This is a genomic window from Pseudomonas sp. SH10-3B, from assembly GCF_019891415.1.
Taxonomy (GTDB): domain Bacteria; phylum Pseudomonadota; class Gammaproteobacteria; order Pseudomonadales; family Pseudomonadaceae; genus Aquipseudomonas.
Genome location: NZ_JAFLXD010000066.1, coordinates 1 through 23,522, shown reverse-complemented (window position 1 = coordinate 23,522; position 23,522 = coordinate 1). Strand labels below are relative to the sequence as shown.

22 protein-coding genes are annotated in these 23,522 nt (G+C 61.5%); 13 read left to right on the top strand and 9 right to left on the bottom strand.

Annotation, left to right across the window (positions count from 1 at the left end):
* Window positions 1-124 precede the first annotated feature (124 nt).
* The gene (locus J1G35_RS28640; protein ID WP_092489443.1) at window positions 125-817 is read right to left on the bottom strand and encodes an NBR1-Ig-like domain-containing protein; all 693 of its coding nucleotides are present in this window, start codon (window positions 815-817) and stop codon (window positions 125-127) included.
* Window positions 818-1,048: 231 nt separating this feature from the next.
* On the opposite strand from J1G35_RS28640, the gene J1G35_RS28635 reads away from it, so the two are divergent.
* Both J1G35_RS28635 and J1G35_RS28630 read left to right on the top strand, forming a co-directional pair.
* Window positions 1,049-1,855, top strand: coding sequence for a 2OG-Fe(II) oxygenase (locus J1G35_RS28635; RefSeq protein ID WP_223016664.1), 807 nt, complete (start codon window positions 1,049-1,051; stop codon window positions 1,853-1,855).
* A gap of 22 nt (window positions 1,856-1,877) precedes the next feature.
* Window positions 1,878-2,513, top strand: coding sequence for a LysE family transporter (locus J1G35_RS28630; protein WP_223016663.1), 636 nt, complete (start codon window positions 1,878-1,880; stop codon window positions 2,511-2,513).
* Window positions 2,514-2,568: 55 nt separating this feature from the next.
* Here the strand turns inward: J1G35_RS28630 and J1G35_RS28625 are convergent, their stop codons facing one another.
* The 6 genes from J1G35_RS28625 to pilG form a co-directional block, all read right to left on the bottom strand.
* The gene (locus tag J1G35_RS28625) at window positions 2,569-3,024 is read right to left on the bottom strand and encodes a chemotaxis protein CheW (RefSeq protein WP_053128021.1); all 456 of its coding nucleotides are present in this window, start codon (window positions 3,022-3,024) and stop codon (window positions 2,569-2,571) included.
* On the bottom strand, window positions 3,017-8,839 hold the full coding sequence (locus J1G35_RS28620; protein ID WP_223016662.1) for an Hpt domain-containing protein: 5,823 nt from the start codon (window positions 8,837-8,839) through the stop codon (window positions 3,017-3,019). Before J1G35_RS28620 ends, J1G35_RS28625 begins: the two co-directional genes overlap by 8 nt.
* Window positions 8,840-8,953: 114 nt before the next feature.
* Entirely contained in the window at window positions 8,954-11,005 is a 2,052-nt protein-coding gene (locus J1G35_RS28615; RefSeq protein ID WP_053128016.1) for a methyl-accepting chemotaxis protein, read from the bottom strand.
* Complete coding sequence (locus J1G35_RS28610; protein ID WP_141156221.1) at window positions 11,002-11,526, bottom strand: chemotaxis protein CheW; 525 nt, start codon at window positions 11,524-11,526, stop codon at window positions 11,002-11,004. Before J1G35_RS28610 ends, J1G35_RS28615 begins: the two co-directional genes overlap by 4 nt.
* 12 nt (window positions 11,527-11,538) lie before the next feature.
* Complete coding sequence (pilH, locus tag J1G35_RS28605; RefSeq protein ID WP_034116227.1) at window positions 11,539-11,904, bottom strand: twitching motility response regulator PilH; 366 nt, start codon at window positions 11,902-11,904, stop codon at window positions 11,539-11,541.
* Window positions 11,905-11,950: 46 nt separating this feature from the next.
* Entirely contained in the window at window positions 11,951-12,358 is a 408-nt protein-coding gene (gene pilG, locus J1G35_RS28600; protein ID WP_027606081.1) for a twitching motility response regulator PilG, read from the bottom strand.
* Between the two features lie 239 nt (window positions 12,359-12,597).
* Here pilG and gshB point away from each other — a divergent pair, with 239 nt between their 5' ends.
* The 7 genes from gshB (at window position 12,598) to J1G35_RS28565 (ending at window position 18,586) form a co-directional block, all read left to right on the top strand.
* A complete protein-coding gene (gene gshB, locus J1G35_RS28595) occupies window positions 12,598-13,551 on the top strand; it encodes a glutathione synthase (protein ID WP_053128013.1) in 954 nt (317 codons plus the stop codon).
* Between the two features lie 77 nt (window positions 13,552-13,628).
* Window positions 13,629-14,534, top strand: a complete 906-nt coding sequence (locus tag J1G35_RS28590) for an energy transducer TonB (RefSeq protein WP_053128011.1) — start codon at window positions 13,629-13,631, stop codon at window positions 14,532-14,534.
* 88 nt (window positions 14,535-14,622) lie between these two features.
* Window positions 14,623-15,192, top strand: a complete 570-nt coding sequence (locus J1G35_RS28585) for a YqgE/AlgH family protein (protein WP_053128009.1) — start codon at window positions 14,623-14,625, stop codon at window positions 15,190-15,192.
* A complete protein-coding gene (ruvX, locus tag J1G35_RS28580) occupies window positions 15,192-15,629 on the top strand; it encodes a Holliday junction resolvase RuvX (protein ID WP_005792259.1) in 438 nt (145 codons plus the stop codon). Before J1G35_RS28585 ends, ruvX begins: the two co-directional genes overlap by 1 nt.
* Before the next feature lie 153 nt (window positions 15,630-15,782).
* Window positions 15,783-16,289, top strand: coding sequence for a bifunctional pyr operon transcriptional regulator/uracil phosphoribosyltransferase PyrR (gene pyrR, locus J1G35_RS28575; protein ID WP_223016661.1), 507 nt, complete (start codon window positions 15,783-15,785; stop codon window positions 16,287-16,289).
* Between the two features lie 24 nt (window positions 16,290-16,313).
* Window positions 16,314-17,318 carry an aspartate carbamoyltransferase catalytic subunit gene (locus tag J1G35_RS28570; RefSeq protein ID WP_048722533.1) on the top strand — a complete coding sequence of 335 codons (1,005 nt, stop codon included), beginning with the start codon at window positions 16,314-16,316 and terminating at the stop codon, window positions 17,316-17,318.
* Window positions 17,315-18,586, top strand: a complete 1,272-nt coding sequence (locus J1G35_RS28565) for a dihydroorotase (protein WP_223016660.1) — start codon at window positions 17,315-17,317, stop codon at window positions 18,584-18,586. The genes J1G35_RS28570 and J1G35_RS28565 overlap by 4 nt, the downstream gene beginning before the upstream one ends.
* Window positions 18,587-18,712: 126 nt before the next feature.
* Here the strand turns inward: J1G35_RS28565 and J1G35_RS28560 are convergent, their stop codons facing one another.
* Window positions 18,713-19,141 (bottom strand): TM2 domain-containing protein, encoded by a 429-nt coding sequence (locus J1G35_RS28560; protein WP_027606088.1) that lies wholly within the window; start codon window positions 19,139-19,141, stop codon window positions 18,713-18,715.
* Between the two features lie 250 nt (window positions 19,142-19,391).
* Here J1G35_RS28560 and J1G35_RS28555 point away from each other — a divergent pair, with 250 nt between their 5' ends.
* Entirely contained in the window at window positions 19,392-20,027 is a 636-nt protein-coding gene (locus J1G35_RS28555; protein ID WP_053128001.1) for a C40 family peptidase, read from the top strand.
* 125 nt (window positions 20,028-20,152) lie between these two features.
* Here the strand turns inward: J1G35_RS28555 and J1G35_RS28550 are convergent, their stop codons facing one another.
* On the bottom strand, window positions 20,153-21,187 hold the full coding sequence (locus tag J1G35_RS28550; protein ID WP_223016659.1) for a type IV pilus twitching motility protein PilT: 1,035 nt from the start codon (window positions 21,185-21,187) through the stop codon (window positions 20,153-20,155).
* Window positions 21,188-21,244: 57 nt separating this feature from the next.
* Between J1G35_RS28550 and J1G35_RS28545 the strand changes: the two genes are divergently transcribed.
* Genes J1G35_RS28545 through J1G35_RS28535 form a run of 3 tightly spaced genes read left to right on the top strand, consistent with a single transcriptional unit; the run spans window position 21,245 to window position 23,395 of the window.
* Window positions 21,245-21,940 (top strand): YggS family pyridoxal phosphate-dependent enzyme, encoded by a 696-nt coding sequence (locus tag J1G35_RS28545; RefSeq protein WP_223016658.1) that lies wholly within the window; start codon window positions 21,245-21,247, stop codon window positions 21,938-21,940.
* A gap of 24 nt (window positions 21,941-21,964) precedes the next feature.
* Window positions 21,965-22,783: a pyrroline-5-carboxylate reductase gene (gene proC / locus J1G35_RS28540; RefSeq protein WP_053127995.1), complete on the top strand. Its 819-nt coding sequence runs from the start codon at window positions 21,965-21,967 to the stop codon at window positions 22,781-22,783.
* A 24-nt stretch (window positions 22,784-22,807) separates the two neighbouring features.
* On the top strand, window positions 22,808-23,395 hold the full coding sequence (locus J1G35_RS28535; RefSeq protein WP_053127993.1) for a YggT family protein: 588 nt from the start codon (window positions 22,808-22,810) through the stop codon (window positions 23,393-23,395).
* Window positions 23,396-23,522: the final 127 nt, after the last annotated feature.

Below are 23,522 nucleotides of genomic sequence, written 5' to 3'. Positions count from 1 at the left end.
CAAAAACTGCCAACTCGGTTTACCTGAAGCAACGCATTTATCTTGCTGGGGCTGCTGCGCAGCCCAACGCGGGGCAAGCCCGCTCGCCACACAGAATATTCCGACAAGGTTTTCAGCCGGACGCTCAACGTGCCATGACGTTAACCACTACATGCAAAATGAACGCAGGCCCGTAACAAGGTTTCCCCTGCTCATCCTCGATTCTCCAGACTGAAGCCACCGTGCAGGTCTCCTTGGGTGCTGCAAACTCCACACTGATATGCACCGGCTGGCCCGGCAGCGTATCGGCAATGGGGAGCTCGCTGTGCAGGCTACGCAGATGAATATCCATCACAACCTCCAACTGGCCTTGTGGATCTGCGCGGCGGGCAATCACATATTCCCTATCAACACGCACCAGTCGTCGCCCGCGCCAGGGTCGTGTGCCCAGGTTCTGAATCTCCCAGGTTTTCTGAAAAACTTCCCCCGGCAACACGACGGCTTGATCAGGCGTCGTGACATCGGCATTGAACACCGCAACGTCCTCCGGATCATCAATACCTGCAGCCCGATTGGTGGTAGCCATCGAGCACGCATTATCGGGCGCGCCTGTCAGGTCAGCGAAGTAGCGAAACAGCAACAAGGGAGAAACCTGCAATGCCTTTGCCAGCTTGATCAGCGTACGCACCGACGGGTCCCTGGAGGCTCCAGCAGCTAGACCGTACAGGTAGGTTCTGGAAATTCCCGCCTCCTTGGCCAGCGCAGTCAGAGGCTTGCCCAACTCTCGGCTGCGCCGTGCAACCAGTGACCTGAGGGTATCTCGCGTTCTTATATTCATACGAAATTTGCGGTTCCCATTTTTAGGTGAACGTCATTTCTTTGTCCGCCAAAAAAGACAACCTGTCCGCCGCCACGTGTCTTGAACCATGCACACTCGCCACCTGCTGGCGATGTTGTGAAGGACATGGATGGGGCCCTTTTAGTCGGTCATATCCAGTGTCGTAGTTTCTCGCATGCTTGCGAACCTAGTGTTTGTTGCATTCCTTTACATCTACCTTTGGATATAGCCATGAACCACATCAAAGCGTGCTGTGAATCCGTTGCTCAAACAGGCTTTGGGACCCTGCAAATATCAGAAGCGATGCTGCTGGATTACAAAAAAATCGTTGATGGATACTCCGCAATATCGCCAGCCACCAAGGCCTCGTTTTCCTTCGCGAAAGACACCGATGGATTTTTCCCCTTTGGCGCTGAGTACTCGAGCCTTGAGGATCAGCCAGACCTGTGTGAGCGATTTTGTTATTGGCCTGCGCATTCATCAAAACGAAGAGCTTTTGAATTCACACAAAGTGAATTTTTTGCCGCCGTTAATGCTTTTGAACAACAGATCAGCGAGCTTGCCCAGGAATTGATGGACGGAATTTGCGCGGAGTTTGGAGCCACTTCGTTGAACTCTCTGCGTGCAGCGTCCTATCTGCAACTGTGTGTCTATGGAGCTAATTCGGGGTTGGGTCAGCGCCAGTTCGCTCAGGACCCTCACGAGGATGGTCATCTGTTGTCATTTATCAAGCCTACTCGTGATGGCCTCGTCCTGGTTCGAGGCAGCTCGCTGGAGCCGGTACGCCTCTTGGAGAACGAGGTTGCAATCTTGGCCGGATCGTTACTGACTGATCTCTCAGACTATGCGATTCCCGCTGCATACCACGCGGTTCTGACTCCTCGGAGACCAATGCCACGCAGCTCTCTCATTTACTTCGTCAACCCTGATGCAGAGCAGGAACTGACAGGCTTTTTCCGCCACCAACCGATCGACTTGAAAAGCGCCGTCAACGCGCGCCATACCGGTTTCGGTAATCAACCCCTTCAATTGAACTGATACCCAAGCAGTCGAGCACTTCATGACTCCAGACCTCAACGCCTTTTATCTCGAAGGTCTTCTACTGGGCATCGGACTGTTCGCCGCTCCTGGACCGAAGGACACCCTGGTTATTCGCCAGGGTGTCAGTCGCAGCCCTGTCTGGGGTGTGGTGGCAGTATGCGTGTTCGCCGATATCATCCTCATCGCTCTTGGGGTCATGGGCTTGGGCTCGTTGCTCGGCAGCAAGCCAAGTCTGGTGGCGTTCCTGCTTCTATCGGGAGCGGCTTATCTGCTGTGGTTTGGCTGGCAGCGGTTATTGGCTTGTGTGCGTAACCAGTCGATGCCAGATACTCAAAGCAACCTCAACTCACAACAGGGATTGCTGCGCACGGCGGTGATACTTGGATTTGCCAATCCGTATGCTTGGCTGGATACCGTAGTGCTAATTGGCTCTATTGGTGCAGCAAAGCCCGTCAGCCAACAGGCGTTCTTTGCCGGCGGAGCAATGACCGCGTCGCTGGTGTGGTTTGTGGTTTTGGCGTTGGGATGCCAAAGGTTGACGGGGCTATTTCGTTCGGCAAAGGTCTGGCGTTTATTGGACGCGGGTGTGGTGATTTTGATGGTGTACCTGGCGGGTATGCTGATTGCTGATTTTCATCTGCTGCAGCGTCTCTGAACGGGAAAGCGCCCTCACCACAGGTGCCTTTCATTTCTCATGGAGAAGGCGCCGCTCAGGCCAACCCGGACTCCACCAGCAGCGCCTCGAGCCCCATCAAATCCGGCACCTTCGCCACCTGCTCCCCCACCTGCACCGCCGCCAGTTCCAGCGGGCACAGCGGCACGTCCACATAGCTCAACTCGCTATCGAGCTTGTACGAGCGCGGAATCCCCTGGATCACCAGCGCAATGAACTTCAACGTCGGCCGCCCGCCCAGCGCATTCAACACCACGATCCGTGAGCGTTCGCCGGTCACGCTGGCCTCGCCGCACACCGCTTCAAAGCTGATCAACGGGATTTGCCGATCCCGCCACGTCACTTGCCGCAAATACCACGGCGGGGCGTCGCTGGCCGGTTCGCCGCGTTGGAAGTCGATCAACTCGGCGATGGCGACGTTGGGCAGTACCAAGTGGCGGTCGGCCAGGGGCAGGAGCAGGCCGGTGAGTTGGCTGGTGCGGTGGTCAAGCACGGGATTTGCTCCAGTAGGCGATGCTTTCGAGCAGCACCGATTCCTGGTACGGCTTGCCCAGGTAGTCGTTGACGCCGATGGCCATGGCGCGGTCGCGGTGTTTCTGGCCGGTGCGGGAGGTGATCATGATGATCGGCAGGCGCATCAGACGGGGGTCGTTGCGCACCTGGATGGCCACTTCGAAGCCGTCCATGCGCGGCATTTCGATGTCGAGCAGCATCAGGTCCGGGGTGTGTTCTTCAAGTACGGCCAGGGCATCGATGCCGTCTTTGGCGGTGAGCACGTTCATGCCGTTGCGCTCCAGCAGGCGGCTGGTGACTTTGCGCACGGTGACCGAGTCGTCCACCACCAGCACCAGCAGCGGGCGTTTTTTCAGCGGGTCGTTGAGGATCAGCGGAGCATCCACCGACTGGTCCGGCAAGGCCGGTTGCCGGGCGCGGATATGCGCGAGCAAGTCAATGATCAACACCACGCGCCCATCCCCCAGGATGGTCGCGCCGGATAACCCCTGCACCCCGGAAAATTGCGGACCCAGGCCCTTGACCACAATCTCCCGGGTGCCGGCCATGGCGTCCACATGTACCGCAACGCGGCGCTCGTTGCACTGCACCAGCAACACCGGCACGGGTTGATACTGACCCAATAATTTAGGCCGGCCGACGGTGTGCAGCAGGTCACCCAGGTAAAACAACTCGTAGCGTTGGCCGGCATATTCATAACGCGGCGGATCCTGCTGGTAGTGCCCCGCCAGTTCATGGGGCAGCACCCGCACCAGCCCTTCGATGGTGTTGAGCGGGATCGCATATTGATCGTCTGCACACTGCACCATCAACGCCCGATTGACCGACACGGTAAACGGCAGGCGAATGCGAAAGTGCACGCCCTCCCCCGGTGTCGAGTCAATGACCATCGAGCCGCCGAGCTGGCGCACTTCTTCATGCACCACGTCCATGCCCACGCCACGCCCGGAAATCTGCGTGATCTTTTCCGCAGTGGAGAACCCCGGCTGCAGGATGAACTGCAACACATCGCGGTCGCTCATCTCTTGATGAGGGGCGAGCAACCCGCGCTTGATCGCCTTGCGCCGCACCGCTTCCAGAGGCACGCCGGCACCGTCGTCGCGCATGTCGAAAACGATATCGCCGCCTTCGTGGGTCAGGTCCAGGGTGATGCGGCCCTTCTCCGGCTTGCCGGCCAGCAACCGCACATCGCGGGATTCCAGGCCATGGTCGACGGCGTTGCGCAGCATGTGTTCGAGCGGCGCCGCCATGCGCTCCAGCACGTTGCGGTCCATCTCGCCCTCGGCATTGCCGACGATGAATTCCACGTCCTTGCCCAACTCGCCCGCCACCTGGCGCACGATGCGTTTGAGGCGCGGCAGCATGCGTTCAAAGGGCACCATGCGCGTGCGCATCAGGCCCTCCTGCAACTCGGTGTTGATGCGTGCCTGTTGCTGCAACAGGTCGTGGGCATCCTCATTGCGGCGGTCGAGGGTGTCCTTGAGGTCGAGCAGGTCGGAGGCCGATTCGGACAGCGCCCGGGACAGTTGCTGCAACTGCGAATGACGGTCCATTTCCAGCGGGTCGAATTCTTCGTAGCCCAGGCGCTCGGCCTCGGCCTGTTGACGACTGAGGATGCGGCCCTGGGTTTCGGTGTCGAGGCGGCGCAGTTGGTCGCGCATCCGCTCGATCGTGGTTTCCACTTCATGCAGGGCGGTGCGCGCGTCGTTGACCTGCTGCTCGATACGGCCCCGAAAGATCGAAGTCTCGCCGGCCAGGTTGACCAGGTCGTCGAGCAAATCGGCGGAGATTTTCACCATGTCGGCGCCAGGATCAACCGCCACTTCGGCCTTGCTCGCTGGCAATGCCACCGGCACCACCGGCTCGTCGCTCGGATGCACCAGGCTTTTTATCCGTTCGATCAGCTTGTCCACCGAGCCCACCGGCAGTCCATCCGCCACCGCGTCAATCATCTGCGCCAGGCGGTCGTGACAGCCTTGCAGCAACGCAAACAGTTCGGCGGACGGCAGCAGCAACCCGGCGGAAAGCCCTTCGTAGAGAAATTCCAGCTCATGGGCCAGGTCACCAATCGGCCCGATCTCGACCATGCGCGCGCCACCCTTGAGGGTGTGCAGGTCGCGCAGCAAGGTTTCCACTTCCTGGCGATTGTTCGGTTCGGCTTGCCAGCGCAGCAAGGCGCTGCCGGAGCTGTCGAGGATATCGGCGGCTTCTTCAAGGAAAATATCCAGCAACTCAGGGTCGGCGCCCGGCGTTTCCGTCGCGGTTACGGCCGGTGCGGCAGGCAGGCCGCCTTGGCGCAATGCGCGCAACCTAGCGACCAGCTCGGCGCTGTCGCTCAAGGGTTGATGGTGCTGCAGCTCCTCCAGTTGCAAGGCCAACCGTTCATGGCTGGCCATCAGCACTTGGGACAGCTCGCTGGAGTAGCTGTAGCGGCGATCCACCAGGCCTTCGTACAGGCACTCCAACTCCTGGGCCAGGTCGCCCACCGGCCCGATGTCGGCCATGCGCGCGCCGCCCTTGAGGGTGTGCAGGTCGCGCTGCAGTGACGACAACGGCGCGGCACTCTCTGGGTCCAGCAGCCAGCGTTTCAGGGACTGTCCGGCACTGTCGAGGATATCCACGGCTTCTTCGAGGAAGATCTCGACGATCTCATCGTCCATCGCCGTTTCATGATCCAGTTTCGCAGTGGCGGCGCCCAGTTCAGCGATGCTCAGGGCACGGCTGCCGTCGCTTTTGATCAGGCCGGTGGCGGAGGGGTCCAGCGCGTCGTCGAGCAGTTCGCGCAGGGCCTGTACCCGCGCCGGTGCCGGGCTGATTTCCTGGCCGGCCGCCAGTTGATCGAGCATGCTGATCAGCGCTTCATGGGCCTGTTCGGCCTCATGGAAAAACCGCTCGCTGACCGCCAGGCTGCTCTCCTCCACAGCGCCGTAGAGGTCGAGCAAGGCTTCGCACAAGGCGTCGATGGGGAGCAGGTCTGCGATGTGAGCGCCCTCCCCCAGGGTGGTCAACTCATCCAGCAGCGCAGTGAGTTCCTGGCGTTCGCCGGGGTGTTGCTGCCAGCGGCGCAGCAGGCTTTCGGCGTCGAGCAGGATGTCCATGCCCTGGGCCAGGAAGTTGGCGATCAGTTGCGGGTCACGCTTGATCCGCAGGCCCGTGTTGGGGGCATCGAGCAGCGCAGCCAGTTGATGGTCGAGCAGGGTTTGGGTACGGCGGATCAAGTCATCCGCGCCCTTGATCGGCACCAGGGGATCGCGGTCCAGCTGGCGCAACCCGCGCTGGAACAGGCCTTCGGCTTCCAGCAGCAACTCGACTTCGTCCAGGTCCAGCGGCAGGCGATGGGCTTTGTATTCGCGGGTCAGGTGATCCAGTGGGCGCACCAGCTCGGCGACGGGCAACACACCGGCCATGTAGGCGCTGCCCTTGAGGGTGTGCAGGGCGCGTTGCAGTTCATCACTGACTTGCAGCGGCACATGCTCGGCGGCCTGTTGCAGGAAGTGGTTGAGACTGTCCAGATGGCTCTGGGCTTCGTTGCGGAAGATCTCCAGCAACATCGGATCGTGGGGTTCGCCGGCCGACGCTGCGGCGCCGTTGGCCCAGGCGTGGGCGCGGGCGGCCAGCGCGTCGACCTCATCGCGCTGGTGTTGGTCGTCAGTCGCGAAGTCGGCGATCAATGCCGGCAAGAGGGCCACGGCATCACCCAGCACCTGTTGTATTTCCGGGCCGAGGGCGACGCTGCGCTCCAGCACACGGTTGAGCAGGTTTTCCACGGCCCAGGCCAGCTCCGCCAGCACCAGGGCGCGCACCATGCGGCCGCTGCCTTTCAAGGTATGGAAGGCACGGCGCATTTCGCCTTGGGCCGTTTTGTCCGCGCTGTTGGGCAGGTGGCGGTGCAGCACCTCAAGGACTTCGTCGGTTTCTTCGAGGAAGACGTCGCGCAGTTCATCGTCGATGGGCGCTTCATCGGCCGGAGGCGGCAGCAGGCTACCGGGGCGTTGCAAGGCCGGCGGATTGAGGCGCGACGTCGGGTTGGCCAGTGCGTCGAACTGGGACTGGCTGGGTGCAACCTCACTCGACAGCACGCCATCAGGGGCTACCAGTGCCTGACGCCAGGGCTTCTCGGCGGGCAGGTAACCCAGCGCAGCAAGGCTCTGGGTGGCCAGTTCCAACACCCGTTCACCGGCTGCGTCGGGGTCCAGGAGCATGCGTTCGAGGTAGTACTCCAGACTGCTGATCACATCAGCGAAATGCCCCAACTGTGCCTCGGACGGCGGGCTGTCGTTGACCATCAACTGTTCGTCGACGTAATCGGTGCAGCCGCGCATCAGGCTGGCCGCGCGAGGCAAGGGGATCATCGCCAGCGCGCCGCGCACCTGGCTCAGCAGTTCCGGCAGGGACTCCAGGCGCTGGCGGTCCCAATCGGCTTCGATACAGTCGATCACCAGCTCCTTGGCTTGCCGCAGGCACTGGCAGGATTCGCGGACGACCAACTGGTGAATCTGGGTCAGGTCGGTGGTGGGAAGACGGCTTTCTTCGTGGCCTTCCGGCTCGACGGTGCCGACCATTCCCGCCAGCGTGGCCTCCACATAGAGCAGCGCGCCAGCGACGTCCATCAGCACCGCGTCGTTGGGCTCGCGATGCCCCTGGGCCAGGCTCAATACCACGGCCAACTGGTCGATGATGACTTTGCGCGGCTGGCCAAACCCCAGTACCGCGAGGGTATCGGCAATCTGGCGCAGGGGCGCCAGCAGCGCGTCGAGGTCGCTCGTGTGCTGGCGGTCGCTGCGCACGAACAGGTCGAGGCGCTCTTTGACCCGCACCAATTCTTCACACAACGCACCGAGCACTGAGCCCATGGCATTGCGATCCGGCCCGGCGAGGCGCGCACGCTCGGCGTCCACCACCGCGCTGTCGGGCAAGGCCTCATCCAGGCTGTAGCGTTCTTTCAAACTCTGCATGCGCGGGGTCGGCCGGGTGACTTTGGCGACGTAAAACAACAGGCTCTTGAGCAGCTCATCCGGTGCCGGATGGTTGATCCCGCCGATACCCTGTGCCAGCAGGCGCTTGAGCTGCTTGTCGCTGGCCTTGAGCAGGCTGCGCAGTGCCGGGCTGTTGGCGACCACGCCGGTGAGCATGCCCTCGACCAGCGCCGACGCCACTTGCCACAGCGGCAACAGCGGCGCGCCCTGGCACAGCGCCTCAAGGCGCGCGAACACCCGCGCCATGTCTTCCAGGTTGCTCGGGCCGTGGTCTTCACGCAGCAGCCCGGCGAGGGCTTGTTGCAGCAGTTGGTGCCACTGGCGCAGTTGCTCTTGAAGGTCGGCCGGAGAGCGTTGGGCCAGGGCGTTATCGGCAAGCGGCGCAATCGACAGCAGTTGTGGGCTGAACAAGCTGGTTTCCGACAGCAGGCTTTCACCGCGGGCACTGCGCAGGTCGTTGAGCAGCGGCAGCACCACCAGCGGTAAATCACGGCGGGCGCTGTGCACGCGGTCGAGGTACAGCGGCAGTTGGCCGAGGGCCTGTTGCAGCAGGCGGATGCTTTCGTCGTGCTGGCTGACACGCCCGGCCTGGAGCGCCAGGGCCAGTTCTTCGATCTCTTCGGCCAGCAGCGCCGCGCCGTAGAACTCGACCATTTGCAGCGCACCATGCACCTGGTGGATAGCGGCCAGGCATTGGCTGATCACGCCCTCGTCGTGGGTCTCGACAAACGCATCCAGCGCCGAACGGGCCTGTTTCAGGGTTTCGGCAATGTCGCCCTTGACCCATTCGAGGGCCACGTAGTCGTGCCGATCAACCATAACTGCTCCGCTTAGAATTCGTGGGTTGCTGGTGTTCTTGAAACAAATGGAGATCAAATGTGGGAGGGGCGGTGCGACGATTCGACTTGCCCCCTCCCACATTTGGATCGCATTTCAATCATCAGCCTGCTTAGCCGCAGGCAAGGTGAAACCCGACACCGACCTGCGCAACTGGCTCGCCATCTTCGCCAGGTTGCCGATGCTTTCGGCGGTGGCGGTGGAGCCCGATGACGTCTGCGTGGTGATCTGCTGGATCACGTTCATGGTCAGGGAGATCTGACCCGCCGACGAGGTCTGTTGCTGCGCCGCGTTGGAGATGCTCTGGATCAGCGCGGCCAGGGTTTTCGACACGCCTTCGATTTCCTCCAGGGCCACTCCGGCGTCCTGGGCCAAGCGCGCACCGCGCACCACTTCGGTGGTGGTCTGTTCCATGGAGATAACGGCTTCGTTGGTGTCGGCCTGGATCGCGCGCACCAGGGTTTCAATCTGCCGCGTGGCCGCCGATGAACGCTCGGCCAGCCGCTGCACTTCATCGGCCACCACGGCAAAGCCGCGTCCGGCATCCCCGGCCATGCTGGCCTGGATCGCGGCGTTGAGGGCGAGGATGTTGGTCTGGTCGGCAATGTCGTCGATCAGGCTGACGATGTCGCCAATCTCCTGGGACGACTCGCCCAGGCGTTTGATGCGCTTGGCGGTGTCCTGGATCTGTTCGCGGATGTTGTCCATGCCGTGGATGGTGTTGTGCACCACCTCGTTGCCCTTGTTGGCGATTTCTACCGAACGCTCCGCCACCGCCGAGGATTCGGCCGCGTTGGCCGATACCTGGTCGATGGATTGGGCCATCTGGTTGATCGCGGTGGAGGCTTCGGCAATCTGTTGGGCCTGATGTTCGGAGGCCTGGGCCAGGTGCATGGCGGTGGCTTGGGTCTCTTGCACGGCACCCGCCACTTGCCCGGCGGTGAGGTTGATGGTGGCCACCAGATCGCGCAGTTGGTCCACGGAATAGTTGATGGAGTCGGCAATGGTGCCGGTGAAGTCTTCAGTCACCGAGGCGGTCACGGTGAGGTCGCCGTCGGCCAGGTCTTCGATTTCATCCAGCAGGCGCATGATCGCGTTCTGGTTGCGCTCGTTCTTCTCGGCGGTCTCATGCAGTTGGCGGTTGGTTTCGCGCACCATCACCAGGCCGATCAGGATGATCGAGGTCAGCGCCAACAGGCCCAGCACATAGCCGCCGATGGTGTCGAAACTGCGTCCGCTGGCCAGGTTTTCAAAGCCGGTGGCCAGGTGTGAGGCTTCATCGAGCAAGGTTTGCGACAGGTTGAAAATATTGCTCGCCGAGGCGCGTACCTGGAACAGCTGCGGCGAGGTTTCGAGGATTTCATCCACGGAGCCGGAGACAAACTCGAACAGCTCGGCGATTTCCGCCAGCCGCGCACGGGCATCGTGGTCTTCGACCTGGGTGATGCGCAGCCCGGGGTTGCCGTTGAGCATGCCATTGAGCACCTGCCCGAAGCGATTGGCGTCGCGGCCAAAGGTGTCGGCGGCCTGTACGGCGGTTTCATCGCCGGCCAGCACGGTGTTGACCGCCCCAAGAATACGCTCGGCCAGCAACGACTGGCGCTGGGCCAAGGCCACCTGGCTGGCCGGCGCGCCGCGTTGCAGCAGGATGTCGACGACCTTTTCCGACTCCATCTGCAATTGCGGCACGGTTTCGGCGAGGGTCGCGGCCACTTGGTGCAGGGACAGCACGGTCTGCTCGCTGGCGAGGATCGCGTCGGTGTTTTTCAGCAGCGCTTCCCAGTCCGTCTGCACCGCGCGCATTTCAGCGCGGACCGCACTGGGCGCAGCGGGCAGTCCGGTTTCCGGGTCGCCTTTTTTCAGGTAGCCCCAGCGTTGGGCAAAATCGTTGCGCGCTTCGCCCAACAGCTTGAATGCGGCGGCCTTGCCGGCGGCGGCCTCGGTAGCGTTCTTGGCGATACGCTGGGACAGCACACGCAGTTCACCGGCGTGGCCGATGTACTGTTTGTCGTAGGTGGACTGGGTGTTGAGGTAAGCAAAGTTGGCGAACAGCAGCATGATGAACACGATCAGCGCGATAAACAGCACGATGATCTGTGAGCGGCTGCGCGAGCCGGCCTGGGGTTTGGGCGTGGTAGCGGTGGTCATGCGGCGACATCCATGAAACCAGGGGCCTGGGCCAGGGCGAAGGGGCTGAAGACCTGCCACAGCGGCTCACCATCGAAGTGACCCTGGATAAACGGCGCGCTGGGGCTGGTGTTCGCCAGCAAGGCGTCTTGTGCAAAATGCTGCATCCCCACCACCTCGTCTACCAGCAGCCCGACAAACAGATCGTTGTATTCCACCACCAGCACCCGCCGTTGCTTGCGCGCCTTGGACAGCTCAAGGCCAAGGAAACCGCCCAGGTCCATCACCGGCAGCAAACGCCCGCGCAGGTTAGCAACACCCTTGACCCAGGCCTTGACCCCGGGCATTAAAGTGCAGCGCGGCTCATGCAGGACTTCGGCGACTTCGCCCATGGGCGCGACATACCAATGCTGACCCAGGCGAAAGCCAATCCCGCTCCAGCGTTGCAGGCGGGTTTCCTGGGACGGCAGGTCGGCGGCCAGCAAGCGGCAGCGGCGGTCGATGTCCAGCAGCAGCTCGAAGGCGGTTTGCGACTCGGTCATGATGGCGTGCCGTCAGCCGGCCAGCACCTTGTTCAGGGTGGCGATCAGGGTTTCCTCGTCCACCGGCTTGGTCAGGTAGTCCTTGGCACCCTGGCGAGTACCCCAGACCTTGTCGGTTTCCTGATCTTTGGTGGTGATGATGATCACCGGGATGTGCTCGGTTTCTTTGTCTTTGGTCAGTTGGCGCGTGGCCTGGAACCCATTGAGGCCCGGCATCACGATGTCCATCAATACCGCGTCAGGCTTTTCCTGGCGGGCGAGCGCTACACCATCGCCGCCGTTGGCGGCCTTGAGAACCTCGTGACCATGCTTTTCGAGCATGCCGGTCAATTTGTACATTTCGGTCGGCGAATCGTCGACGATCAGAACTCGTGCCATGGTTTTCCCCACTACATTAGTCAGCGCCGGCCCTTGTGAGGCGGCGTCAGTGTGCTTGTTCCACTGCGGCGAACCCTGGCACATAGGCCTTGATCGCACTCAGCAGCTCTTCCTTGCTGAAAGGCTTGGTCAAAAACTGATCGACACCCACGATGCGCCCCTTGGCCTTGTCGAACAGGCCGTCCTTGGAGGACAGCATGATTACCGGGATCGACTTGAACACCGGGTTGTTCTTCACCAGGGCGCAGGTCTGATAACCATCCAGGCGCGGCATCATGATGTCGACAAAGATAATGTGCGGGTGATGATCCACAATCCGGGCCAGGGCATCGAAACCGTCGATGGCCGTGATGACATCGCAGCCCACGTTCTTCAACAGCGTCTCGGCGGTGCGGCGGATCGTTTTCGAATCGTCGATCACCATCACTCTCAAGGCGTTGGAATGCTGTTCCATATCTGCTCTACCATCGCCACAGCGAATCGGTTTTCGGTGTGTACTGCCTGATGTTGCACAGGATGAGCGCCGCAGGCCTTGGAATTCAAGGGCTGCTGCGCCGTGGCAGTCTTTTTAGCACAGTCTCGGGGAGCAATCTATCGAGGCACCCGCGCAGTGGTTTTTCCTTGACCCACAACAGCCGCAGCGCCACTCTGACGCCACTTTTATGCGCCCTAATTTGCTAGAGGAAATCCCCCATGAGCGTTCGCGTCGGCATTGTCATGGACCCTATCGCCAGCATTTCCTATAAAAAGGACAGCTCGCTGGCCATGCTCCTGGCCGCCCAGGCCCGGGGCTGGACGCTGTTTTATATGGAGCAGCGCGACCTTTACCAGGGTGACGGCGAGGCCCGCGCACGCATGCGTCCGCTGCAGGTGTTTGCCAACCCTGAGAAGTGGTTCGAACTGCAGGACGAAATCGACAGCCCCCTGAGCGATCTGGACGTGATCCTGATGCGCAAGGATCCGCCGTTCGACATGGAATTCGTCTATTCCACCTACCTGTTGGAGCAGGCCGAGCGTGCGGGCGTGTTGATCGTCAACAAGCCGCAAAGCCTGCGCGACTGCAATGAAAAGCTATTTGCCACGCTGTTCCCACAGTGCACACCGCCGACCGTGGTCAGCCGTCGCGCCGATGTACTGCGTGAATTCGCCGCCAAGCACGGTGATGTGATCCTCAAGCCGCTGGACGGCATGGGCGGCACCTCGATCTTCCGTCACCGCGCCGGCGACCCGAACCTGTCGGTGATCCTCGAAACCCTGACTGCCCTGGGCACCCAGCAGATCATGGGCCAGGCTTACCTGCCGGCGATCAAGGACGGCGACAAGCGCATCCTGATGATCGACGGCGAGCCGGTGGATTACTGCCTGGCGCGTATCCCGGCAGCCGGCGAAACCCGTGGCAACCTGGCAGCCGGTGGTCGTGGTGAAGCGCGGCCGTTGTCAGACAAGGACCGCTGGATCGCCAGTCAAGTTGGCCCGACGCTCCGGGAAAAGGGTCTGCTGTTTGTAGGCCTTGACGTAATTGGTGAAAACCTCACCGAAATCAATGTCACCAGCCCGACCTGTATTCGCGAGATCGACAATGCATTTGGCACGAACATCGGCGAAATGTTGATGGCAGCCATCGAGCGTAAGCTGCAAGCCAAGTGACATAGAACAGCCGGACACACACCAACATTGCGTTATCATGCGCGACCTGTGAAACGCGCGATGTTGGTTTTTTTGTCATGACACTCCCGTCCGATCTGCCCCCCGAACTCTCCCACAGCGGCGTGCGCCCGGCTGATCGGCTCGGATTTACCCTGTTCCTGGCCGCGTTGATTCACCTGGCCTTGATCCTCGGCGTGGGTTTCACCATGGTCGAGCCCAAGCAGATCACCAAGACCCTGGAAATCACCCTCGCCACGTTCAAAAGTGAAAAGAAGCCCGAGAAGGCGGATTTTCTCGCCCAGAACAACCAGCAGGGCAGCGGTACGCTGGACAAGAAGGCCATCCCCAAGACCACTGAAGTGGCGCCTTTCCAGGACAACAAGGTCAATAAGGTCACACCGCCGCCGGCGCCCAAGCCCGAAGTCAAACAGGCCACGCCCAAGCCCACCGTGACCACCGTCGCACCCAAGCCGCAAAAAGCCCCGGTCCAGCGCGAGAAAACCAAGACCGAACCACAGCCCGAGCCGGTGAAGCCGGCACCGACGTTCGATAGCTCGACACTCTCCGACGAAATTTCCAGCCTGGAAGCCGAACTGGCCCATGAGCAACAGCTGTACGCCAAGCGCCCGCGCATCTACCGGCTGAATGCGGCCTCGACCATGCGTGACAAGGGCGCCTGGTATAAGGACGAGTGGCGTAAGAAGGTCGAACGCATCGGTAACCTCAACTACCCGGAAGAGGCACGGCGCCAGCAGATTTACGGCAATTTGCGTCTATTGGTGTCGATCAACCGCGACGGGACGCTATATGAAGTGCAGGTGCTGGAATCATCCGGCCAGCCGCTGCTGGACCAGGCTGCCCAACGCATCGTGCGCCTGGCTGCGCCCTTTGCCCCGTTCAGCGGCGACTTGAACGACGTGGACCGCCTGGAAATTATCCGGACCTGGAAGTTTGCCAAGGGCGACCGCCTCTCCAGCAACTGAAAGCGCCCTCCTACAGAAAAGCCAACAGCACTGTATTCGGGTCACGTCCAGCTTGTCAGTTCGCCCCTCCAACGCCACACTAGCGGACATGAAAAATGTCAGCCCGACCTACCTCAAGCACCAATTCCTGATCGCCATGCCCCATATGGCCGACCCGAACTTTGCGCAGACCTTGACCTACATCGTCGAGCACACCGCCAATGGTGCCATGGGGTTGGTGGTGAACCGCCCGCAAGCACTGAACCTGGCCGATATCCTTGAGCAACTGCGCCCAGAGGTCGACCCACCGGCCCGTTGCCAGGGTGTGCCGATCTACATCGGCGGGCCGGTACAGACCGATCGCGGCTTTGTGCTGCACCCGACCGGACCGAAGTTCCAGGCCACCGTGGACCTGGAGGGTGTGTCGCTGTCCACTTCCCAGGACGTGTTGTTCGCCATTGCCGACGGCGTGGGCCCTGAGCAAAGCGTGATCACCCTGGGATATGCCGGCTGGGAAGCCGGGCAACTGGAAGCCGAACTCGCCAGCAATGCCTGGCTCACCTGCCCGTTCGATGCCGACATCCTGTTCAACACCGCAAGCGAGCTGCGCCTGGAAGCGGCGGCGGCCAAGCTGCGGGTCAACCTCAGCCTGCTGACCAGCCAGGCGGGGCACGCCTGATGGCCTTGCGTCTGATCCTCGGTTTTGACTACGGCACCAAACAGATCGGCGTAGCGGTCGGCCAGGTGATCACCGGCCAGGCCCGCGAACTGTGCACCCTCAAGGCCCAGAACGGCATACCGGACTGGAACCAGGTCGAAGCCCTGATTAAAGAGTGGAAGCCTGACGCCGTGGTGGTCGGCCTGCCCCTGAACATGGACGGCACCCCCAGCGACATGTGCCTGCGCGCCGAGAAGTTCGCCCGCCGTCTTAACGGCCGCTACAACCTGCCCTTCTATACCCACGATGAACGCCTGACCACCTTTGAAGCCAAGGGCGAGCGCCGCGACCGTGGCGGACAGAAGGGCAGCTACCGCGACAACCCGGTGGACGCCATTGCCGCCGCCTTGCTGTTGCAAGGCTGGCTGGACGAAAACACCGCTTTATTTGAATCCTGACTGACGCGGCTTGCCTGTCGCTTTTTGTAGGAACGAGCTTGCTCGCGAAAAACGTCAACGATAACGCATGAAACCTGGATGAACACGGTGCCTGTGAGTTCTTCGCGAGCAAGCTCGCTCCTACACACTATCGCCTGCCTTGAAGGAGCCACCATGAGCCTGCCGAACCCCGCCGAACTGATCCGCCAGATGGCGGTAAGCCTCAAGACGCACCTGGAACACCGTGCCATCAGCGAACCGCGCTTTATCGGGATTCGCACCGGCGGTGTGTGGGTCGCCCAAGCGTTGCTGGACGAACTGGGCAGCGACGCCCCCTTGGGTACCCTGGACGTGTCCTTCTACCGCGACGACTTCAGCCAGAACGGCCTGCACCCACAAGTGCGTCCTTCCGCCCTGCCGTTCGAGATTGAAGGCCAGCACCTGGTGCTGATCGACGACGTGCTGATGAGCGGCCGAACCATCCGTGCCGCGATGAATGAATTGTTCGATTACGGGCGCCCGGCCAGCATCACCCTGGTCTGCCTGCTGGACCTGGAGGCAGGCGAACTGCCTATCAGCCCGGACGTGGTTGGCGCCACGCTGTCCCTTGAGGCTAGCCAGCGAGTAAAATTGTCCGGTCCCACGCCGCTCGAACTCGAACTGCAAGACCTTGCCCTTTAAACCGCCTTGTAAAGAGTCCCCGCGATGACGCCTCTAGATGCCAAGCGCCCGCTGCAGCTCAATGCTCAGGGCCAGTTGCAACATTTCTTGTCCCTCGACGGTTTGCCCCGCGAACTGCTCACCGAAATCCTCGACACCGCCGACTCATTCCTCGAAGTTGGCGGCCGGGCGGTGAAGAAAGTCCCGCTGCTGCGCGGCAAGACCATCTGCAACGTGTTCTTCGAGAACTCCACCCGCACCCGTACCACCTTTGAACTGGCGGCCCAACGGTTGTCGGCCGACGTGATCACGCTGAACGTGTCCACCTCGTCGGCCAGCAAGGGCGAGACCCTGCTCGACACCCTGCGCAACCTGGAAGCGATGGCCGCCGACATGTTCGTGGTGCGCCACGGCGACTCCGGTGCCGCGCACTTCATTGCCGAACACGTGTGTCCGCAGGTGGCGATCATCAACGGCGGCGACGGCCGTCACGCCCACCCGACCCAGGGCATGCTCGACATGCTCACCATTCGTCGGCACAAGGGCAGCTTTGAAAACCTCTCGGTGGCCATCGTCGGCGACATCCTGCATTCGCGGGTAGCACGCTCGAACATGCTGGCCCTGAAAACCCTGGGTTGCCCGGACATCCGCGTGATCGCACCGAAAACCCTGCTGCCCATCGGCATCGAGCAATACGGCGTGAAGGTCTACACCGACATGACCGAAGGCCTCAAGGATGTGGACGTAGTGATCATGCTGCGCCTGCAGCGCGAACGCATGTCGGGTGGCCTGCTGCCGAGCGAAGGCGAGTTCTACCGCCTGTTCGGCCTGACCACCGCACGCCTGGCCGGCGCCAAGCCGGATGCCATCGTGATGCACCCGGGACCGATCAACCGAGGCGTGGAGATTGAGTCGGCGGTGGCCGACGGTAACCAGTCGGTGATTCTCAACCAGGTCACGTATGGCATCGCCGTGCGCATGGCGGTGTTGTCCATGGCCATGAGCGGGCAAACCGCGCAACGTCAATTCGAGCAGGAGAAGGCCCAGTGAAGCTCAGCATTCTCGGCGCCCGAGTCATCGATCCGGCCAGTGGCCTGGATCACGTTACCGATCTGCATCTGGAAGCCGGCAAGATCATCGCCATCGGCGCCGCACCCAGCAATTTCAGCCCCAGTGAGACCATTGATGCCAAAGGCCTGGTGGCCGCACCTGGACTGGTGGACCTGAACGTCGCGCTGCGCGAACCGGGTTACAGCCGCAAAGGCAGCATCGCCAGCGAAACCCGCGCCGCTGCGGCCGGTGGCGTCACCAGCCTGTGCTGCCCGCCGCACACCAAGCCGGTGCTGGACACCTCGGCCGTGACCGAGCTGATCCTCGACCGCGCCCGTGAAGCCGGCAACTGCAAAGTGTTTCCCATCGGCGCCCTGAGCAAAGGCCTGGAAGGCGAACAACTCGCCGAGCTGATCGCCCTGCGCGACGCCGGTTGCGTGGCCTTCGGCAACGGCCTGGAGAGCTTTCGCAGCACCCGCACCCTGTGCCGCGCCCTGGAATACGCAGCGACCTTCGACCTGACAGTGATCTTCCACTCCCAGGACCGCGACCTGGCGGAAGGTGGCCTGGCCCATGAAGGCGCCGTCGCCAGCTTCCTCGGCTTGCCGGGCATCCCGGAAACCGCCGAAACCGTGGCCCTGGCCCGCGACCTGCTGCTGGTTGAGCAAAGTGGCGTGCGTGCACACTTCAGCCAGCTGACCAGCGCCCGCGGCGTGGCCCTGATCGCCCAGGCCCAGGCCCGTGGCTTGCCGGTGACGGCGGATGTGGCGTTGTATCAACTGATCCTGACGGATGAGGCACTGATCGACTTCTCCAGCCTGTACCACGTGCAGCCGCCGCTGCGCACACTGGCCGACCGTGACGGTTTGCGGGCGGCAGTGAAGTCGGGCGTGGTCTCGGCGATTTCCAGCCATCACCAGCCCCACGAGCGGGATGCCAAGCTGGCACCGTTTGGCGCGACAGAGCCGGGCATCAGCAGCGTGGAGCTGTTACTGCCACTGGCGATGACGCTGGTGGAAGACGGTTTGCTCGACTTGCCGACGCTGCTGGCACGCCTGAGCAGCGGCCCGGCCGAGGCCTTGCGCCTGCCGGCGGGGAAACTGGCGGTAGGTGCGGCAGCGGACCTGGTCCTGTTTGACCCGGCCAGCTCCACAATTGCTGGGGAACACTGGCTATCCAAGGGTGAGAACTGCCCGTTCATCGGCCATAGCCTGCCGGCGACGGTGCGCTACACCTTGGTGGATGGACGCATCAGCTACCAGGCTTGAGCCACTAAAAACTGTAGGAGCGAGCTTGCTCGCGAAGAACGTTAACGATAACGCAGCGCTATCAGGTAGCCCGCATTGTCTATTCGTTCTTCGCGAGCAAGCTCGCTCCTACAGGTTATTGATGATCTAGCGGCCGCCGTTGCGCTCGGCATTGCGGATCGAAACCTGGGTATTCAAGGTCCAGAAGTCATACAGCACCCCCACCAGGAACAAACCACCGGTCAGCAGGTAGATCAGCCCGGTGATCCATTTGCCCTGGTACATGCGGTGCACGCCGAACACCCCCAGAAACGCCAACAGAATCCACGCCACGTTGTATTCGATAGGGCCAGCGGTAAAACGCAGGTCCGCTTCACGGTCCATGGCCGGGATGAGGAAGAGGTCGATCAGCCAGCCGATTCCAAGCAAACCCAGGGTGAAAAACCAGATCGTGCCGGTCACGGGCTTGCCGTAATAGAAGCGATGGGCCCCGGTAAACCCGAAAATCCACAGCAGGTAACCGATCACCTTGCTGTGAGTGTCTTGCTGCGGACCAACCTGTTGATAGGTGTTCATGGAGTACCTCATTTGCTTCAATAGATAAATTTTTTCACTTTCTTTGTGACTTTTTTACAGGCGCCCGACGTACGGCAAATGGTATCTTCCCTCCCCTGAAAGCCTTATGCCACCTGACTTGTGTAGGACAATCGCGGCGAATCGTCGCGTTTTTCCTGAGTTTGACCCCAAGGTTCAGTCGACAAACGGCCTGAGAACGACACAAAAAGCTGTTATAAAGTTGCGCGCAAACCCATAAGAGCCACGCCTAATGCGACCATTTTTCAAGACATGGCTAACCATTTGCCTATTAATGCCACTGGCCGCCCACGCCACCAATCGTGAGCAACGACTTCCAAACGTCAACGGTTTCACCCCTAAAGTCCACAGCACGCCAAGCACTGCCAAATCGGCAAAGCCGACCGTCAGCCGCCCGACTCAACTGAGCAAGGCCCACGGCAAAGCAGTTCCGGGCCTGGTGGCAGTCAACACCAAGCAGAGCAGCACCGTCCTCAGCCGCGCCGTAAACGTGCTCGGTACGCCTTATCGTTGGGGCGGCAGCAGCCCAAGTAAAGGGTTCGACTGCAGCGGCCTGGTGAAATATGCGTTTAACGACGTAGCCGCCGTGGATCTGCCGCGCACCTCCAACGCCATGGCCGCCGGCCACGGGCAGAAGGTTGAGCGCAAGGACCTGAAACCGGGTGACCTGCTGTTCTTCAAACTGAAGAGTCGCCAGGTGAACCACGTTGCCATTTACCTGGGCAATGACCGTTTTATCCACGCACCGCGTCGTGGCAAGGCTGTCAGCATCGACACGCTGAAAAAGCCGTTCTGGGACAAGAACTACGTGATTGCCAAGCGGGTCCTGCCGAAAGAGCAGAACACGTTGCGGGTAGTACAACGCTGATCTGAAGCTGGAATGCAGTAGTCAATGTGGGAGGGGGCTTGCTCCCGATAGCGGTGGATCAGTCAGCTTATCTGTACCTGACCCACTGCTATCGGGGGCAAGCCCCCTCCCACATTTAGACGTGCTTATATATCCCCAGGCACCCTCGCCTTCTCCCGTGCCTCTTCACGGCTGATCACGCCCTCCGTGACCAACGCCTTCAAGCTCATATCCAGCGTCTTCATGCCCAGCGCCCCACCGGTCTGAATCGCTGAGACCATCTGCGCCACCTTGTCTTCGCGGATCAAGTTACGAATGGCCGGGGTGCCCAACATGATTTCATGGGCCGCCACCCGCCCGCCGCCGATCTTCTTGACCAGTACCTGGGACACCACCGCCTGCAACGACTCGGACAGCATTGAGCGGACCATGGCCTTTTCCCCCGCCGGGAACACGTCCACCAGCCGGTCCACGGTCTTTGCCGCAGAGGTGGTGTGCAGGGTGCCAAACACCAGGTGCCCGGTCTCAGCCGCGGTCAGGGCCAGGCGGATGGTTTCCAAGTCGCGCAACTCGCCCACTAGGATCACATCCGGGTCTTCCCGTAACGCCGAACGCAGCGCGGTAGAAAAGCTATGGGTATCGCGGTGGACCTGACGCTGGTTGATCAGCGCGATTTTTGGCGTGTGGATAAATTCGATGGGGTCTTCCAGCGTGAGGATGTGCTGGCGCCGATGCTGATTGAGGTAATCGATCATCGCCGCCAGGGTGGTGGATTTACCGCTGCCGGTAGGCCCCGTCACCAGCACCAGGCCGCGCGGTAGCTGGGCGATACGCCGGAACACTTCTCCCAACCCGAGGCTTTCCAGGCTCTGGACCTCGGCCGCAATGGTGCGAAACACCGCGCCCATGCCGCGATCCTGCTGGAACACATTCACCCGGAACCGCGACACGCCGGGCAGTTCGAAGGCAAAATCCGTTTCGAGAGATGTTTCGAAATCCTTTTGTTGGTGGCTGCTGAGCAGCGGACTCAATAAATCCGCCACTTGCGCGGGTGAAAGCGCCGGCCAATCCAGCGGCCAGACCTCTCCATCGATCCGCAGCATGGGTGCCACACCGGCCGACAGATGCAGGTCGGAGGCGCCCCGATGCACGCTGGCCACCAGCAATTCAGTGATATCCATAGGGCTTTCCATTTCCAGTAGAATGCCGCGGACTCCATATCCACGGGCGCATCTTGAATGTCGACGATAGCAGACAACATCGGCCTGGTTAGCCAGCGCATCCGCGCCGCAGCCGACGCCGTGCAACGTGACGCAAACAGCATCCACCTGCTGGCCGTGAGCAAGACCAAACCCGCGCAAGCCCTGCGCGAAGCCTATGCCGCCGGGATGCACGAGTTTGGTGAAAACTATCTGCAGGAGGCCCTGAGCAAACAGGCCGAATTAACCGACCTGCCCTTGAGTTGGCACTTCATCGGCCCCATTCAATCGAACAAGACTCGCGCGATCGCCGAGAATTTCGCTTGGGTGCATTCCGTGGACCGCCTCAAAATTGCACAACGCCTGTCCGAACAACGTCCGGCCGACCTGCCAGCGTTGAATATCTGCATCCAGGTCAATGTCAGTGGCGAGGCCAGCAAGTCCGGTTGTACGCCTGCCGACCTGCCGGCCCTGGCCAACGCGATCAGCGCCCTGCCGCGCCTGAAGCTACGGGGCTTGATGGCAATTCCCGAGCCGACGGAAGATCGGGCCGAACAAGACGCAGCGTTCGCCAGCGTGCGCGACCTGCAAAACAGCCTGAACCTGCCGCTCGACACACTTTCCATGGGCATGAGCCACGACCTTGAGTCGGCCATCGCCCAAGGCGCTACCTGGGTGCGGATCGGTACCGCCCTGTTTGGCGCCCGCGACTACGGCCAGCCCTCCAAGGGCTGACTTCCCTCTGAATAAGGACCTGTCATGAGCAACACGCGTATTGCCTTTATCGGCGCCGGAAACATGGCGGCCAGCCTGATCGGTGGCCTGCGGGCCAAGGGCCTGGACGCCGCGCAGATCCGCGCCAGCGACCCGGGCGCCGACACCCGTGCCCGCGTCAGCGCCGAGCACGGTATCGAAACCTTCGCCGATAACGCCGAGGCCATCCAGGGTGTCGATGTGATCGTCCTGGCGGTCAAGCCCCAGGCCATGAAGGCCGTGTGCGAAAGCCTGCGCCCGAGCCTGCAGCCACACCAACTGGTGGTGTCAATCGCCGCAGGCATCACCTGCGCGAGCATGAACAACTGGCTCGGCGCGCAACCGATCGTGCGCTGCATGCCCAACACCCCGGCCCTGCTGCGCAAGGGCGTGAGCGGTTTGTACGCCACCCACGAAGTGAGCGCCGAGCAACGTGACCAGGCCCAGGAACTGCTGTCCGCCGTGGGCATCGCCCTGTGGCTGGAACAGGAGCAGCAACTGGACGCGGTCACCGCCGTTTCCGGCAGCGGCCCGGCGTACTTCTTCCTGCTGATCGAAGCCATGACCGCTGCCGGGGTGAAACTGGGCCTGCCACACGAAGTCGCCGAGCAACTGGCCGAGCAGACCGCCCTGGGCGCTGCGCAGATGGCCGTGGCCAGTGATGTGGACGCCGCTGAGTTGCGTCGCCGCGTAACCTCCCCGGGCGGCACCACCCAAGCGGCCATCGAATCGTTCCAGGCCGGGGGCTTTGAAGCCCTGGTGGAAAAGGCTCTCGGCGCCGCTGCGCACCGTTCGGCTGAACTGGCCGAACAACTGGGCCAATAGTCGTCCCTTACAAAGGAATAAATGATGCTCGGACTCAATGACGCTGTCATCTTCATCATCCAGACGCTGGGCAGCCTGTACCTGCTGATCGTGCTGATGCGCTTTATCCTGCAACTGGTGCGGGCGAACTTCTACAACCCGCTGTGCCAATTCGTGGTGAAGGCCACGCAACCGCTGCTCAAGCCACTGCGCCGGGTGATCCCGAGCATGTTCGGCCTGGACATGTCTTCGCTGGTACTGGCGCTGCTGCTGCAGATCCTGCTGTTCGCAGTCATCCTGATGCTCAAGGGCTACCTGCCCAAGACCCTGCTGTTGCTGCCGTGGGCACTGATCGGGATCTTCTCGTTGTTTTTGAAGATCATTTTCTGGTCGATGATCATCAGTGTGATCCTCTCCTGGGTCGCACCGGGTAGCCGCAGCCCAGGCGCCGAGCTGGTGTCGCAGATCACTGAGCCGGTGTTGGCACCGTTCCGTCGCTGGATCCCCAACCTGGGTGGCCTGGATATCTCGCCGATTTTCGCCTTCATCGCGATCCAACTCCTGCAAAGCTGGGCGATTCCAAACCTGGCGGAATTCGTCGCCATGCCGCCGCTGTTGTTCGGGCTGATCTGACTCTCCTCGGATGACCCTCTTGATCGTTCCCACGCCCTGAACTGACCCCCAAAGATTGGACACAACCTTTGGGGGTGTCATGGGTAAGTACACAGAGCAAGTAAAACTGGTAGCGGTGCAGGACTAT

What these genes read in the sequence shown, in the direction of transcription:
- J1G35_RS28570 (WP_048722533.1), top strand. Translation starts at nt 16,314, where the DNA reads ATGACGCCTCTAGATGCCAAGCGCCCGCTGCAGCTCAATGCTCAGGGC.
- J1G35_RS28620 (WP_223016662.1), bottom strand. Translation starts at nt 8,839, where the DNA reads ATGGTTGATCGGCACGACTACGTGGCCCTCGAATGGGTCAAGGGCGAC.
- J1G35_RS28630 (WP_223016663.1), top strand. Translation starts at nt 1,878, where the DNA reads ATGACTCCAGACCTCAACGCCTTTTATCTCGAAGGTCTTCTACTGGGC.
- J1G35_RS28610 (WP_141156221.1), bottom strand. Translation starts at nt 11,526, where the DNA reads ATGACCGAGTCGCAAACCGCCTTCGAGCTGCTGCTGGACATCGACCGC.
- gshB (WP_053128013.1), top strand. Translation starts at nt 12,598, where the DNA reads ATGAGCGTTCGCGTCGGCATTGTCATGGACCCTATCGCCAGCATTTCC.
- J1G35_RS28585 (WP_053128009.1), top strand. Translation starts at nt 14,623, where the DNA reads ATGAAAAATGTCAGCCCGACCTACCTCAAGCACCAATTCCTGATCGCC.
- J1G35_RS28615 (WP_053128016.1), bottom strand. Translation starts at nt 11,005, where the DNA reads ATGACCACCGCTACCACGCCCAAACCCCAGGCCGGCTCGCGCAGCCGC.
- pilG (WP_027606081.1), bottom strand. Translation starts at nt 12,358, where the DNA reads ATGGAACAGCATTCCAACGCCTTGAGAGTGATGGTGATCGACGATTCG.
- pyrR (WP_223016661.1), top strand. Translation starts at nt 15,783, where the DNA reads ATGAGCCTGCCGAACCCCGCCGAACTGATCCGCCAGATGGCGGTAAGC.
- J1G35_RS28635 (WP_223016664.1), top strand. Translation starts at nt 1,049, where the DNA reads ATGAACCACATCAAAGCGTGCTGTGAATCCGTTGCTCAAACAGGCTTT.
- J1G35_RS28550 (WP_223016659.1), bottom strand. Translation starts at nt 21,187, where the DNA reads ATGGATATCACTGAATTGCTGGTGGCCAGCGTGCATCGGGGCGCCTCC.
- J1G35_RS28535 (WP_053127993.1), top strand. Translation starts at nt 22,808, where the DNA reads ATGCTCGGACTCAATGACGCTGTCATCTTCATCATCCAGACGCTGGGC.
- proC (WP_053127995.1), top strand. Translation starts at nt 21,965, where the DNA reads ATGAGCAACACGCGTATTGCCTTTATCGGCGCCGGAAACATGGCGGCC.
- J1G35_RS28560 (WP_027606088.1), bottom strand. Translation starts at nt 19,141, where the DNA reads ATGAACACCTATCAACAGGTTGGTCCGCAGCAAGACACTCACAGCAAG.
- ruvX (WP_005792259.1), top strand. Translation starts at nt 15,192, where the DNA reads ATGGCCTTGCGTCTGATCCTCGGTTTTGACTACGGCACCAAACAGATC.
- J1G35_RS28545 (WP_223016658.1), top strand. Translation starts at nt 21,245, where the DNA reads ATGTCGACGATAGCAGACAACATCGGCCTGGTTAGCCAGCGCATCCGC.
- J1G35_RS28590 (WP_053128011.1), top strand. Translation starts at nt 13,629, where the DNA reads ATGACACTCCCGTCCGATCTGCCCCCCGAACTCTCCCACAGCGGCGTG.
- J1G35_RS28640 (WP_092489443.1), bottom strand. Translation starts at nt 817, where the DNA reads ATGAATATAAGAACGCGAGATACCCTCAGGTCACTGGTTGCACGGCGC.
- J1G35_RS28555 (WP_053128001.1), top strand. Translation starts at nt 19,392, where the DNA reads ATGCGACCATTTTTCAAGACATGGCTAACCATTTGCCTATTAATGCCA.
- pilH (WP_034116227.1), bottom strand. Translation starts at nt 11,904, where the DNA reads ATGGCACGAGTTCTGATCGTCGACGATTCGCCGACCGAAATGTACAAA.